Source organism: Elizabethkingia argenteiflava (assembly GCF_009904105.1).
Classification (GTDB): Bacteria; Bacteroidota; Bacteroidia; order Flavobacteriales; family Weeksellaceae; genus Elizabethkingia; species Elizabethkingia argenteiflava.
In genome coordinates this window covers 1-14,823 of sequence record NZ_JAAABJ010000543.1, presented here as the reverse complement: position 1 = coordinate 14,823, position 14,823 = coordinate 1, and the positions used below count along the sequence as shown (strand labels likewise).

The window sequence follows — 14,823 nt, the reverse complement described above, 5'->3', positions numbered from 1 at the left end:
ATAAAAAAGTTTAGTGACACAAATATAAATTATTTCTTAACACAAATACTTTTATATATCAATTCAAATGCGTTTTTTTTCAAGTTATTCTTATTTTTATGAGAAGGTAGTATATCATTTAAAATCACTTTTACTTTTCCGGGGTAGCCCTTACCAAAGTCAAAAGGAAACATCTCTTTCAATCCTATAAAAGTATATACAGCAATAGGGAATCCTTTTTGAGAAGAGAGACTAAAAGCACCATCCTTAAAATTATCTAATATCAGTGAGGTGTCGTCGGGAGCGCCCCCTTCAGGATAAATTACTATATTCTGTCCTTTTTGTAATCGTTGGGAACATTGGTGGAGGACTTCAGCTCTACTTTTTATACTCTTACGGTCTACTGTTACACAGATTCTTTTGTAGATGCTTCCGAAAACAGGAATCTTCACCAATTCTTTTTTTCCTACAAAACAGATAGGATGATGAGGGTGAAGTATGCACATGAGCATAATATCCATTGTTGATGTGTGGTTTGAGATAAAAATGTATTTTTCATTCTTACAGACTTGTTTCCCCTTAGGAGAATTAAATTCATAGCGAAATCCCATCCCATAGAATAGGATAAGACACCATATGCGGATAAAAAAGTAACAAGCCTTAAAAGTTTTCTCACTAAAGGAAAGAGGGTAGGTAAAAATGCCACATAGCAGTGTAGCCAAGGTGGCCAGGATAAGAAACCAAATACGCCATATATAATTGAGAAGCTTTGCCATTGCTTAATTTAACCGTTAAAAATAAGTTTCTTCTTAATGCTAAAGTTGAGAATAGAAATAAGGATGATAGCCAGGACTTTGCACAATATGATAGGGCTCAAAGTATATACGATCAAATTGATAGGGGTGTGGATGATACGATTGAAAAGAATATTGAAGACGACCAGGCTTAATAAGGTTGAAAGAAACGAAACAAACATAAAGTAGGTGAATTCTCTTTTTTTTGAATGTCGTCCCCTCTCAAATACAAAACCTATACTGAGGAGGTAATTAAAAATAACAGCGAAGGTTGTGGAGATGATGTTACTCAGAGGATAGGAGATTCCGTGCCAGTTCTTTTCTAAGGGGATATAAGAAGGTAGATAGTGACTGAAAGTTTTCATAAGTGATAACTCAACCAGAGCACTTAAGCCTCCGGCTAAAATAAAAAATAATATTTGTTTTTGTTTCATCATACAGGTAAATAATCGGGAAATAGTATGGTGCAAATGTAAGATTTAATGTTAAAATCTGGTAAGTGAATGTTAAAATTGACTTAGGAAACAAAAATATCTTTACATTTAACATATGACGAAATTAAACACAGAATCATCATGAAATCTTCGGGGTACTCAAGTAAATTCATAAAATATCAAGATAAAATTCGTGAATTGGAGGATAAAAATCCCCGTTTCAAGCGTGTATTTCAAGAATATGAAATCTTTTCAAGAGAATTATGGGATCTAGAGACATGCGCGGGGGGAAATCCTATACCCGATGATTTTATTGAAGCCTTCCAATTACAGATGAGATATCTTGAAGAGGAAATAAAAAATTGGTTGCAATCCAAATAAGATTTTGAACCAGAAGTCGTATAATTTTTTTAATTTAGCAGCTCAAAATTTTTTACATGATAGCAATTGTAGACGGAGGATCTACTAAGTGCGACTGGGTAATTTTAAAGGCTTCAGGTGAGGAAATATTGAGAACGGTAACTACTGGTTTTAATCCTAATAATACAGCAGCTCATCTCATTCCTATAGAAATTAATAAAAATAAAGAATTAGGAGCTATAAGAGAAGAGATAAAACATCTGTTTTTTTATGGGTCAGGCTGTGGTCTGGAAGAAAATTGCCAAATTGTACAGAAACATCTCCAACAAGTTTTTCAAAAAGCACAAATCTTAGTTAAAGAGGACCTAATAGGGGCGGCCTATGCTGCGTACAGAGGTAAACCTACAATGGTTTGTATTTTAGGAACAGGTTCTAACTCTTGCTATTTCGATGGAAAAGATATCAAAGTAGAACTTCCATCTTTGGGGTTTATGCTTGGAGACGAGGGCTCTGGTAGTGCTATGGGAAAACGTATTGTAAAAAACTTCTTTATGAAGAAGCTACCTCCTTCCTTAGAGCGTGAATTTAGAAAAGAGTATCCCGAGCTTAATATAGAGCTACTTCTAAAAAAAATGTATCAGGAAGATATGGTAAATGCATACTTTGCTAAGTTTAATAAATTTGTAGCTCGCTGGAAAGACCATCCTTTTATTCAGAATCTTATCTATGAAGAGTTCAAGAATTATATAGAGTTTCAGCTTTTACCCTATAGCGAAGTTAAAGATGCGGAGATAAACTTTATAGGCTCCATCGCCTATGTGTATGGAGATATCCTAAAAACAGTCACCGCTCACTATAATCTAAATTTTGGAATTATTGTACAGCGCCCTATTATCAACTTAGTGCAATATCATGTAGAAAATATCTTTCCAACTTTAAATACTAAAAAATAAAATTAATGAATCAACGAGATCAAGAAAGATTAAAGAAGGCCGCTCTCGATTATCATAAAGCAGAACCCAGAGGGAAGATTGAAGTTATACCTTCCAAACCGCATGCCACTCAGAGAGACTTGTCGCTGGCCTATTCTCCTGGAGTAGCCGAGCCTTGTATGGAGATTCACAGAAACGTATCCCATGCCTATGATTATACGGGAAAAGGTAATTTGGTAGCTGTTATTTCGAATGGTACAGCCGTTTTGGGGTTGGGTGATATTGGAGCCGAAGCCTCGAAGCCGGTAATGGAAGGAAAGGGTTTGCTGTTCAAGATATTTGCAGATATCAATGTTTTTGATATTGAAATTAATGAAAAAGATCCCGATAAGTTTATAGAAGTAGTTAAAGCCATAGCACCTACCTTTGGCGGAATTAACTTAGAAGATATAAAAGCTCCTGAAGCTTTTGAAATTGAAAGAAGGCTTAAAGAAGAATTAGACATTCCTTTAATGCACGATGATCAGCATGGTACGGCCATTATTTCTGCCGCAGCATTGCTGAATGCTTTAGAAATAGCTGAGAAAAAAATAGAAGAAGTGAAAGTTGTGGTCAACGGTGCAGGCGCTGCAGCTATTGCTTGTACAAAACTCTATATTAATTTAGGCCTCAAAAAAGAAAATGTTCTGATGTGTGATTCCAAAGGAGTCATTAATCATAAGCGGGAGAATCTTACTGCAGAAAAATTAGATTTTGTTGCAAAAACAGATATTGAAACATTAGCAGAAGCTCTTACAGGAGCCGATGTTTTCATAGGCTTATCTAAGGGAAATATTATGACCCCCGAGATGTTAAGCTCTATGAGTGATAATCCTATCGTTTTCGCGTTAGCCAATCCAACGCCTGAAATTGACTACCAATTAGCACAGCAAACCCGTGAGGATGTAATTATGGCTACCGGAAGAAGCGATTTCCCTAATCAGGTGAATAATGTATTGGGCTTTCCTTATATTTTCCGGGGCGCTTTAGATGTTCAGGCTACGGCAATTAATGAGGATATGAAAATTGCAGCCGTCTATGCCATTGCTGAAATTGCCAAAAAAACTGTTCCTGAAATGGTGGTGTTGGCCTACAATGCCAAAAGCCTTAGTTTTGGTAGAGAATACTTTATTCCCAAGCCTTTTGATAACCGATTGTTAACCGATGTTTCTCTTGCTGTAGCCAAGGCTGCTATTACAAGTGGAGTAGCGGCTCGTCCTATAGAGGACTTTGAAGCGTATGAGCAGAGTTTAATCGATAGGATGAATAAAGATGATAAGCTTCTGAGAATGATGCAAAATCGTGCAAAATCGAATCCTAAAAGGGTAACTTTAGGCAACGCCGAAGAATATAACGTACTGAAGGCAGCCCAAATTCTGGCAGAAGAAGGTATTGCAAAACCTATTTTATTAGGAGAGAGAAAGCTTATCGAAGAAGCCAAGAAAAAATATGGAATTGATATTGAACTGCCTATTGTAGATCCCAATAGCGATGATCAGAAGGAAAAAAGGAGAGAGTATAGAGAAAGCCTGTGGAATCTTCGGAATAGAAAAGGGATCAATGAGTATAAAGCAAAGAGATTTGTAAGGAGTAGAGACTACTTTGGACCTTTGATGTTGCGACATGGTGATACCGATGCTCTTATTGTAGGCTTTTCTAAAAATTATTCAACCGTATTAAAGCCTGTTTTAGAAGTTATCGAAAAAGATCAGGGCGTCAGTAAAGTATCGGCGATGATGATGATCTTAACCAACAAGCAACCTTATTTTTTTGCAGATACTTCTATTATTCAAGAGCCTACGTCTGAAGATTTAGTCGGCATTGCTAGGATGTTGGATTATAGTGTGAGATCCTTAGCTATAGAACCTCGGATTGCGATGTTATCTTTTGAAAATTTCTCTGGCTATTCTGAAACTTCTAAAAAAGTGGCTAAGGCGGTACAAATTCTGCATGAAAAATATCCAAAAATGGTGGTGGATGGAGAGATACAGCCAGACTTTGCCATGAACAAAGATCATCTGAGTGATTATCCGTTCTCCAAATTAGGAGATAAACCTGCGAATTGTTTTGTATTTCCAAATCTAGAATCAGCGAATTTATCGTATAAAATTATTCGTGGAATGAAGGTTTCTCAAACCATTGGACCTATCTTAATGGGGTTAAATAAGCCCGTACATATTTTGCAAATGCGTTCCAGTGTTGAGGAGATTGTTAATCTTGCCACTATTGCGGTATTGGATGCTCAGGTAAAAGAAAAACGAGAGAAAAAATAGATTAAATAATGTGTTTATAAAAAGCATCTTTTGAAAAAAAGGTGCTTTTTATTTTGATCTCAAATGTCTATATTTATTAAAGAATTTAAAAAAAGATATGATTAATTTTCTAAGAGGAAAAGTATATGAATTGGCCCCCACCTATGTGATCATAGATGTTAACGGTATAGGTTATTACGTGGGAATAAGCTTACAGACATCTCAGAAGCTGAGTTCAGGCCAGGATGTATTTCTTTATATCCAGCAAATTTTTAGAGAAGATGCCCAGTTGCTTTTTGGCTTTAGTACACTTACGGAAAAAGAAGTCTTCAATTTACTCATCAGCGTCAATGGGGTAGGAGCCGTATCCGCATTAATCTTACTCTCATCTTTGGAAGTCTACGATATCGCGAACGCCATACTCAATAAAAATAGTCTTGTCTTACAAAAAATAAAAGGTATAGGGGCTAAAACTGCTGAGCGGATTATTGTAGATCTTAGAGACAAAATGCAAAAGTATAGCGATGTGGGAGAGGCTTCTTCTTGGGCAATTACGGATAATAAAACCAAAGAAGAAGCCTTGTCTGCTTTGGAAGTGCTCGGGATTGGACGCAAAGCATCCGAAAAGATAGCGGATAAAATATTAAAGGCTGACCCAGGAATAAATGTGGAAAACTTGGTGAAACAGATTCTGAAAAATATTTAGATGCCCTAAACTAAGGAAGGAATTCATGAATCTTCTTCGTTATACTCTATTTTTTAGGATTACATTTGTTATACAGTAGAAAATAGTTAGACCCAGACCTCTATAAAAAGCATTGAAAAATATGACAAATAAAAATCATTTTTTGTTTGTGAATAAGTTTTTTTTTTTTAAACTTGTTAAGGAATTCTGGTAAAGTCTCTATTCTAAATATGGCTCTTAATTCATCTATATTTACAGAATCTTGTAGTCGTTATAGCGACACTCCTTCCTTAGTGATGATGTTCTGCTTATCTTATAGTTCGGAGTATCCCTCATTCAGCAGAATACAATCTTTAAAAAAAATACAAACTGCCAAGTCTCTGTGCTCCTCCTCTAAACAGCTTTTTTCAAAATGAAGAGGTATTTCTTTTGAACATCAGACTTCTCCATATTGTACCACGAAAAAAGATTGTGATTTTCTTCCTCTCCTATTTTTATCCTTTACATCCTATTGATTAATCATATTTAACAGCATCATAGTTACCTGTTTTCTGAAATCAGAATTTTTTTCTAAACAAGAGAATAAAATTTACTCCCTCAATGTATCATATTGCGGATCCAAAACCACTCTAACTAAAAATAAAGTGAGCATTTTGACCTCTCGGATATTATGTGTTTTTTTATTTCGACTGAACAGCGTAAATGTAAAATATGCAGGTGATGTGCTTGTTGGTACTTTTTTCTTTTTTGCAGAACTAAACCAACTATTCTAGTCTCTTATCTATCATGACCCATTGGGTGATTTTTTCCTTTAAAATTTAATATAATATAGGCTTGGTAAATTTTGCAGCCTCCAATTTTTGAATTAAATTTGGACAATAATAAAAATTGAAAATGAATATTCCTTCAGAATTAAAGTACACCAAAGATCACGAATGGGTTAAAATTGATGGCAATACTGCTGTTATAGGTATTACAGATTTCGCACAAAGCGAATTAGGGGACATTGTTTTTGTAGATGTAGATTCCGTAGATGAAAATCTCTCTGCGGGCGAAGTTTTTGGATCTGTAGAAGCTGTAAAAACCGTTTCCGATCTTTTCTTGCCGCTTTCGGGTAAGGTAATTGAGTTTAATGCAGACTTGGAAGATGCTCCTGAACTTGTGAACCAAGACCCTTATGGAAAAGGCTGGATTATCAAACTTGAAATAGCTGAAGATGCCGAGATCTCTGATCTTTTATCTGCTGAGAATTATCAGAGTTTAATTGGATAGATTAACGAAAATATCACGAAAGATCTTGCCCATATATTGGGTGTTTCTTACCTATTTGCTACTGAAGCCCGGATCAGAAGAAATGGAACATTGGTTTTTATTTCCGGGCTTTGACAAAGTAGCCCATTTTTCAGTATTTGCTACCTTGGGCTTTCTAACCATTGCAGCCTTTCCTAAACTCAAATGCTTTACTTTTTTTCAAATCCTCATGAGCTTTGCAGTGCTGACTGAAATCCTTCAGGACGAGATGCACATGGGTAGGGCTATGGAATTTTTAGATGTCGTAGCCGATACCTTGGGTTTTTTAGCAGGTTATGCTTTGTATAGACTTTTGTTAAATGCAATAGGCAGACGCAGAAAAATTAAAGGAAAATAAATCTTTAGGTTAAAGGGAGAAACACCAAATCAATCAATTTATAGCATTTTTCTTTTTGGGAGAAAAGTATTTTCCTTTTTATTGAAAGGGATATAGGCTGTACATTACTTTATATGTAATTATTTTCAGTCCTTCGTATACCTTAATTATATTAGTTAAAAGCCTTCTTTCAAAAAAGGCTGTTTTTTGTGGGATGTAAAAATGTTAACTTCTACAGACTATTCTTTTTCACCATTGGACTTACCCATGAATAGCGTTTCATAGAATAAAGGTCTGCTTCTAAAAATTGTCTGGGATATTTTTATAGCATCCTTTTTTTGTACCCTTTTACTTGAAAATATAGTAGGTATATAGACTTATTCTTTAAATGACTCCTAATTTCAACCGTTTCTTCCAAATCGCCAGAAAGGCATGAATTGAGAGATATTCTTGCTTTTAATATAATAAGACACACTATTTTTTTAGAATATGCAATATATTTATCCCTCTGAGAATATAAAAACAAAAATAAATCTAAAAAAAAAATTGGATATCTCCCAAAACCTGTTACCTTTGTTTCAACAAAATCCTAAAAATAAATCTTACTTAAATATTAAACCACAGTGGCGAGATTAGTCATTAATATTATTGTCATTATTATTCAGAACAAAAGTTTTGAATCGGGGCGATATGTGTTTAAGTAAGCATTAACTTATAAAAGCAAAAGCGGCTTTCTCGATTCATAGAGAAAGCCGCTTTTTTTATGGCCGAAAACAACGAAATGTCTATTTAGAGATGAATAATTAATAGAAAACAAAAAAATAAAAATAAGACGAATGAAACTAAACCGATATTCAAAAACAATTACCCAAGATCCCACACAGCCGGCAGCCCAAGCTCAACTATACGCTTTAGGCTTAACAGATCAAGACCTTAAGAAGGCCCAAGTAGGCATTGTGAGTATGGGGTATGACGGAAACCCCTGTAATATGCATTTGAATAGCTTATCCCAACATGTAAAAAGTGGAGTGTGGAAGAACGATTTAGTAGGGCTTATTTTTAATACCATTGGGGTAAGTGATGGGATGAGTAACGGTACAGATGGAATGCGTTATTCTCTGGTGAGCAGAGATGTAATAGCAGATTCCATTGAAACGGTATGTGGTGCCCAGTATTACGATGCCTTAATTGCAGTGCCGGGATGTGATAAAAATATGCCAGGTGCTCTTATCGCTATGGGGCGTTTAAATAGACCTTCTCTCATGGTGTATGGAGGCACTATTGCTCCGGGGCACTATAAAGGTCAGGATCTCAATATAGTCTCAGCTTTTGAAGCGTTGGGTCAAAAAATAGCGGGTCAGTTAGATGAAGAGGACTTTAAAGGGGTTGTCAAAAACAGCTGTCCAGGAGCTGGAGCTTGTGGTGGCATGTATACGGCGAATACCATGGCAGCAGCAATCGAGGCACTGGGGATGAGCCTTCCCTATTCCAGTAGCAATCCTGCATTGAGTCCAGAGAAGAAAGAAGAATGTGAAAGTGCGGGGCGCTACATTCGTATATTAATGGAGAAAGATATAAAGCCTCGCGATATTATGTCTCCTCAAGCTTTTAAAAATGCTATTACCCTTATTATGACATTGGGAGGGAGTACCAATGCTGTATTACATTTATTAGCTATGGCCAAAAGTGTAGGGGTTTCATTATCTCAAGATGATTTCCAAAAGATTAGTGATAGAGTTCCTGTGTTGGCTGATTTTAAGCCTAGCGGAAAATACCTGATGCAAGATCTGCATTACAAGGGCGGCATTCCTGCGGTGATGAAATATTTACTCAACAATAACTTAATAGAGGGTAGTTGTTTGAGTGTTACCGGGCAAACAATCGCTGAAAATTTAGAAAAGGTGCCTGATTTGGATTTTGAACGCCAAGATATTATTTACCCCTTGGGGCGTCCTTTAAAAGAAACGGGTCATTTGCAAATATTATATGGTAATCTCGCTGAAAAAGGAAGTGTAGCCAAGATTAGTGGAAAAGAAGGAGAGCGTTTTGAGGGGCCCGCACGTGTTTTTGATGGCGAAAAAAAACTGATAGAAGGGATTTCTTCGGGTGTTGTAAAGCCTGGAGATGTGGTCGTAATTAAAAATGAAGGCCCCAAAGGAGCCCCAGGGATGCCAGAAATGCTGAAACCAACATCAGCTATCATAGGGGCGGGTTTGGGAAAATCTGTTGCGCTGATTACCGATGGGAGGTTTAGTGGCGGGACTCATGGTTTTGTCGTCGGGCATATTACACCTGAGGCTTACGAAGGAGGGCTGATTGCTATGGTAAAAGATGGTGATAAAATTGAAATTGATGCTGTAAATAATCAGCTGAGTCTAAAAATTTCTGAAGCAGAGATCGCCAGAAGAAAAGCGGAATGGAAACAGCCGCCCCTAAAAGTTAGCAGTGGGGTACTTTATAAATATGCAAAATTGGTAAAAGATGCCTCCCAAGGGTGTGTAACCGATGAAGATTAAGCTAAAAACAATTCAAAAATACAACTATGGAAGCTATTCAATTAAAAGATAAAACCACACTGAAAGAAAAAAATAATCTTTTTGAAACAGGAGATACAATTACCGGATCTCAGGCCCTGTTAGATGCCTTGGTAGTTGAAGGTGTTCGCACCATTTTCGGTTATCCCGGAGGGGCGATAATACCCATTTATGATGCTTTGTATGACTGCGAAGGTATTTTGGAGCATATTTTAGTGAGGCATGAGCAAGGTGGGATTCATGCAGCTCAAGGCTATGCCCGCGCAAGCGGAAAAGTAGGCGTTGCTTTTGCAACAAGTGGACCTGGAGCGACCAACCTGGTGACAGGTTTAGCAGACGCACAGATAGATTCCACACCACTAGTCTGTATCACGGGACAGGTTTATGCACATTTATTGGGTACAGATGCTTTTCAGGAAACAGATGTTATTAACGTTACTATGCCTGTGACCAAATGGAATTATCAGGTAACAGAAGCTTCTCAAATTCCATCAGTACTGGCAAAAGCATTTTTTATTGCAAGTTCAGGAAGACCAGGTCCTGTATTAATTGATGTAACTAAAAATGCACAACTTCAGTCATTTAAATACCCAGGATATACAAAATGTAAACACCTGCGCAGTTACCGACCAAAGCCTATTATAAGGAATGAATATATAGAAAAGGCTGCCGAAATTATTAATAAAGCCAAAAAACCTTTTGTTATTTTCGGACAGGGAGTCATATTGGGAAAAGCTGAAAAAGAGTTTCTCAACTTTATAGAAAAGGGTAACTTTCCTGCAGCTTGGACTATCATGGGAGAGAGTGCCATACCCACGCACCACCCTTTGGGAGTAGGTATGCTGGGAATGCACGGAAATTATGGTCCCAATGTTTTAACCAATCAATGCGATGTACTTATAGCTGTGGGAATGCGCTTCGATGATCGGGTAACTGGGAGACTTGATAAATATGCGAAGCAAGCCCAGATCATCCATCTGGATATAGATCCTACTGAAGTCGATAAAAATGTAAAAACCACAGTTTCTGTTTGGGGAGATTGTAAAGAAACCCTGCCTCTTCTGACCGATCTTATCAAAAGTAATAAGCATAGCAAATGGTTAGGCGTATTTAAGCAATACCAATCCCAGGAGGAGAGGGTATGTATTCAACCAGAAAAACACCCTACAGGAGAAGTTTTATCAATGGCGGAAGTAATAGATATGCTAAATGAAATTACCCAAGGAAATGCTATTTTGGTTACCGACGTCGGGCAACACCAGATGGTGACCTGTCGGTATGCTAAATTCAATAAGTCCCGTTCCAATATTACCTCAGGGGGCTTAGGAACTATGGGGTTTGGACTTCCTGCTGCTATTGGTGCTAAATATGCATCCTCGGATAGAGAAGTTATCGCAATCGTCGGAGATGGAGGTTTTCAAATGACGTTACAAGAGTTGGGTACTATTATGCAGTACGGAGTGGAGGTTAAAATATTGATTCTAAATAATGAATTTTTAGGGATGGTAAGGCAATGGCAGGAATTATTTCATGACCGTAGATATTCAGCGGTCAATATTACCAGCCCCGACTTTGTAGCCTTAGCCGGTGCTTATGGTATCCAAGGAAACTCCATTCATGCTCGTCCGGATCTAAAAAAGGCATTAAAAACAATGTTAGACCACAGGGGTCCCTATGTATTAGAAGTAAAGGTGGGTAAAGAAAATAATGTCTTTCCGATGGTTCCACAAGGTTGTAGTGTAGCAGAAATTAGACTTAAGTAATCCTGAGCATAAGTAAAAAGCTTAACCAAAATAAAAAAATGAAACAGCAGTATACAATTACCGTTTATGCCGAAGATCAGATCGGGTTATTGGCTCGTATTACCATCATATTTTCAAGAAGAAAAATCAATATAGATAGTTTAAATACAACGGCTTCAGAGATTCCAGGTATTCACCGATTTGCAATTTTAATAGATGAAACCGAAGAAGTCGTTCGTAAACTATGCCGACAGATAGAAAAACAAGTCGAGGTGCTGAAAGCCTATTACAATACCGATCAGGAGATTATTTGGCAGGAAATGGCGCTTTTTAAAGTTCCTACCCGGCAAGTGACAGAAAAAATAAAAGTAGAGCGCTTATTGCGGGAATATGGAGCCAGGGTTTTAGCCATTAGAGAAGATTTTACTGTATTTGAAGCTACGGGGCATCAAGAAGAAGTAAATAAGTTGATAAAAGTATTTGACGAATATGGATTAATAGAGTTTGTTCGGAGTGCACGTGTGGCTATTATTAAAAAAAGTGAAGGATTTCATAAAAAAATCAAAGCTTTTGAAGCAAAAGAACCTGGGGAAGAAGTACAGGAGAATCAATTTCTCGGTCAAAACGATAAGGTATTCACAATGTGAATTACAAAACAAAAAAAATAACTAAATAATAAAAATTAAATAAAATGGCAACAATTAATTTTGGAGGTGTAGAGGAGACCGTCGTAACCAGAGAAGAATTTCCGCTAAGTAAAGCTAGGGAAGTTCTTAGTGAAGAAGTGGTAGCTGTTATCGGCTATGGGGTTCAGGGACCTGGACAAGCCCTAAATCAAAAAGATAATGGTATTAGGGTTATTGTGGGGCAGCGTAAAAATTCAAAGACTTGGGATAAGGCGGTAGCAGACGGATTTATACCAGGAGAAGATCTATTTGAAATAGAGGAAGCATTACAGCGTGGGAGTATTATTTGTTACTTGTTGAGTGATGCTGCACAAATAGAATTATGGCCCCAGGTAAAAAAACACTTAACACCAGGTAAAGCCTTATATTTTTCTCACGGATTTGGGATTACTTTTAATGAACAAACAGGCATTGTACCCCCTAAAGATGTAGATGTTTTTTTGGTAGCCCCTAAAGGATCGGGAACTTCTTTGCGTCGTATGTTTTTACAAGGTAGAGGGCTTAATAGTTCATATGCTATTTATCAAGATGCAACAGGTAGAGCTAAAGAACGTGTATTGGCTTTAGGAATTGCTGTGGGAAGCGGTTATTTATTCCAAACTGACTTTAGGAAAGAGGTGTTCTCTGATCTGACTGGAGAACGAGGAACATTGATGGGCGCTATACAGGGCATTTTTGCGGCACAATATGAGGTGTTAAGAGCAAATGGACATTCGCCATCGGAGGCATTTAATGAAACAGTGGAAGAGTTAACCCAGTCTTTGATGCCTTTAGTAGCCGAAAACGGTATGGATTGGATGTATGCCAATTGTTCTACTACCGCACAGAGGGGAGCATTGGATTGGTGGAAGAAATTCAGAGACGTGAGTAAGCCCTTATTTGAGGAACTCTATAGGAGTGTATCTTCTGGAGAAGAGTCTCAACGTTCAATAGATAGTAACTCACAAGAAGATTATCGGGAAAAATTAAATCAAGAATTAAAAGAGCTTGAGCAGAGTGAAATGTGGCAGGCTGGTAAGGCGGTAAGAGGACTTAGACCTGAAAATCAAGAGGTATAGCGATATTCTCAAATCAATCTCTTTCTTCCTTATAAGAGGGAGATTGATTTTGTAAATATAAAACCTTATAATAAATAATAATCGCCTAATATTATAGGATTAGAGTAATCATGATTAATTTAAATTTTTTAGAAGCAGCCCAACGTTTACAAGAAGTGGTGGATCACACTCCCTTGCAACTTAATCAGCATCTTTCGCAAAAATATGAATGTTCTCTTTATTTAAAGAGAGAGGATCTTCAGGTCGTACGTTCCTATAAATTGAGGGGAGCGTATAATATGATGATTTCATTAACAGAAAGAGAATTGAGTAAAGGGGTGGTATGTGCGAGTGCGGGTAATCATGCACAGGGGGTAGCTTATAGTTGCAATAAATTGAATGTGAAGGGTGTGATTTTTATGCCCAGTATAACCCCTAAACAGAAAATTGAACAAACCAGAATGTTCGGAGGAGCTAATATTGAAATTATACTCATAGGCGATACTTTTGATGATTGTGCTGTTGCTGCGAAGCAATATACACAAGAGAATGAAAAAATTTTTGTTCCACCTTTTGACCATGAAAAAATTATAGAAGGTCAAGGGACCGTCGGAGTAGAACTCTATAAAGACTTAAAAAAGATAGATTACATTCTGATTCCGAATGGAGGTGGAGGATTATGTGCCGGAGTTAGCGCATTTATAAAATCGGTATCTCCTGATACCAAGATCATAGGAGTAGAACCGGAAGGCGCTCCTTCTATGTCCCTTGCTCTTAGAGAAAAAAAGCCTATAGAATTGCCTTCTATAGATAGATTTGTTGATGGGGCCTCTGTAAAAAAAGTGGGGGAGTTGACATTTGAACTGTGTAGAAGCTTCTTAGATGAGGTGATATTAGTACCTGAAGGTAAAGTTTGTTCTACTATTTTACAGCTTTACAATAAGGATGCAATCGTTGTAGAGCCTGCGGGTGCCCTTTCTATTGCAGGTTTAGACTATCTTAAAGAAGAAATAAGAGGAAAAAATGTAGTATGTATTGTAAGTGGCAGTAATAATGATATTGATAGAATGCAGGAAATAAAAGAAAGGTCCTTACTATATGAAGGCTTAAAACACTATTTCCTTTTAGAGTTTCCTCAGCGGCCAGGTGCTTTAAAAGAGTTTGTTACCCATGTTTTGGGAGATAATAATGATATCACCTATTTCCAGTTTTCCAAAAAAAACAATAAAGAAAGCGGTCCCGCAGTGATAGGAGTAGAGGTAGGGGCGGCAGAAGATTTTGAAAATTTGAGGAAAAGAATGAATTTAAAGGGGCTTAAATATACTTATCTCAACCATGATCAACTCCTATTTAATAACCTTATAGGTTAATATGGATATTGTGGATAACTATGTTAAATAAGCTAATGCACTATATATAATAACTTTTGGCGATAAAGATTTCCACAATTTAAAGTCATACGCTCTCTATAATTTGTTTTTAGAGATAGTTATTATACCTTTGTACTCACCTTTACAATGAAGGTAAGAGCAGAGATCATTAACAAATATATTCTTGAAATTTTTAGAAAAAAAAGTTTTGTAATTAATATTTTTTTTCTATTTTTGCACTCCCAAACGATAACAAGTTAACCAAGGGAAGCGCAGTAGATATTTGAGAAGGATTAGAATAGAGCAGTATTGCTTATTAATAGTATCGGATTTGGAATAATTCAGGTTTGGT

At 36.9% G+C, this 14,823-nt stretch carries 13 protein-coding genes; 11 read left to right on the top strand and 2 right to left on the bottom strand.

What is annotated here, in order from left to right:
- Positions 1–29: 29 nt before the first annotated feature.
- Both GNY06_RS08910 and GNY06_RS08905 read right to left on the bottom strand, forming a co-directional pair.
- Entirely contained in the window at positions 30–755 is a 726-nt protein-coding gene (locus GNY06_RS08910) for a lysophospholipid acyltransferase family protein (protein ID WP_166519757.1), read from the bottom strand.
- 8 nt (positions 756–763) lie between these two features.
- Positions 764–1,210, bottom strand: a complete 447-nt coding sequence (locus GNY06_RS08905; protein WP_166519756.1) for a GtrA family protein — start codon at positions 1,208–1,210, stop codon at positions 764–766.
- 138 nt (positions 1,211–1,348) lie between these two features.
- Here GNY06_RS08905 and GNY06_RS08900 point away from each other — a divergent pair, with 138 nt between their 5' ends.
- From GNY06_RS08900 to ilvA, 11 genes are all read left to right on the top strand, one after another.
- A complete protein-coding gene (locus GNY06_RS08900) occupies positions 1,349–1,588 on the top strand; it encodes a hypothetical protein (protein ID WP_166519755.1) in 240 nt (79 codons plus the stop codon).
- Positions 1,589–1,644: 56 nt separating this feature from the next.
- The gene (locus GNY06_RS08895) at positions 1,645–2,520 is read left to right on the top strand and encodes a BadF/BadG/BcrA/BcrD ATPase family protein (protein WP_166519754.1); all 876 of its coding nucleotides are present in this window, start codon (positions 1,645–1,647) and stop codon (positions 2,518–2,520) included.
- A gap of 5 nt (positions 2,521–2,525) precedes the next feature.
- Positions 2,526–4,811 carry an NADP-dependent malic enzyme gene (locus GNY06_RS08890; protein ID WP_166519753.1) on the top strand — a complete coding sequence of 762 codons (2,286 nt, stop codon included), beginning with the start codon at positions 2,526–2,528 and terminating at the stop codon, positions 4,809–4,811.
- Between the two features lie 97 nt (positions 4,812–4,908).
- Positions 4,909–5,496: a Holliday junction branch migration protein RuvA gene (ruvA, locus tag GNY06_RS08885; protein WP_166519752.1), complete on the top strand. Its 588-nt coding sequence runs from the start codon at positions 4,909–4,911 to the stop codon at positions 5,494–5,496.
- Positions 5,497–6,369: 873 nt separating this feature from the next.
- Positions 6,370–6,747, top strand: a complete 378-nt coding sequence (gene gcvH, locus GNY06_RS08880; protein ID WP_166519751.1) for a glycine cleavage system protein GcvH — start codon at positions 6,370–6,372, stop codon at positions 6,745–6,747.
- A gap of 82 nt (positions 6,748–6,829) precedes the next feature.
- Positions 6,830–7,123, top strand: coding sequence for a VanZ family protein (locus GNY06_RS08875; RefSeq protein WP_244614399.1), 294 nt, complete (start codon positions 6,830–6,832; stop codon positions 7,121–7,123).
- 815 nt (positions 7,124–7,938) lie between these two features.
- On the top strand, positions 7,939–9,618 hold the full coding sequence (gene ilvD / locus GNY06_RS08870) for a dihydroxy-acid dehydratase (RefSeq protein WP_166519749.1): 1,680 nt from the start codon (positions 7,939–7,941) through the stop codon (positions 9,616–9,618).
- Positions 9,619–9,644: 26 nt separating this feature from the next.
- A complete protein-coding gene (gene ilvB / locus GNY06_RS08865) occupies positions 9,645–11,399 on the top strand; it encodes a biosynthetic-type acetolactate synthase large subunit (protein ID WP_166519748.1) in 1,755 nt (584 codons plus the stop codon).
- 38 nt (positions 11,400–11,437) lie between these two features.
- On the top strand, positions 11,438–12,025 hold the full coding sequence (gene ilvN, locus GNY06_RS08860; RefSeq protein ID WP_166519747.1) for an acetolactate synthase small subunit: 588 nt from the start codon (positions 11,438–11,440) through the stop codon (positions 12,023–12,025).
- Between the two features lie 44 nt (positions 12,026–12,069).
- Positions 12,070–13,122, top strand: coding sequence for a ketol-acid reductoisomerase (gene ilvC / locus GNY06_RS08855; protein WP_166519746.1), 1,053 nt, complete (start codon positions 12,070–12,072; stop codon positions 13,120–13,122).
- Positions 13,123–13,232: 110 nt separating this feature from the next.
- Positions 13,233–14,471 (top strand): threonine ammonia-lyase, encoded by a 1,239-nt coding sequence (gene ilvA, locus GNY06_RS08850; protein WP_166519745.1) that lies wholly within the window; start codon positions 13,233–13,235, stop codon positions 14,469–14,471.
- The last annotated feature ends 352 nt before the right edge of the window (positions 14,472–14,823 follow it).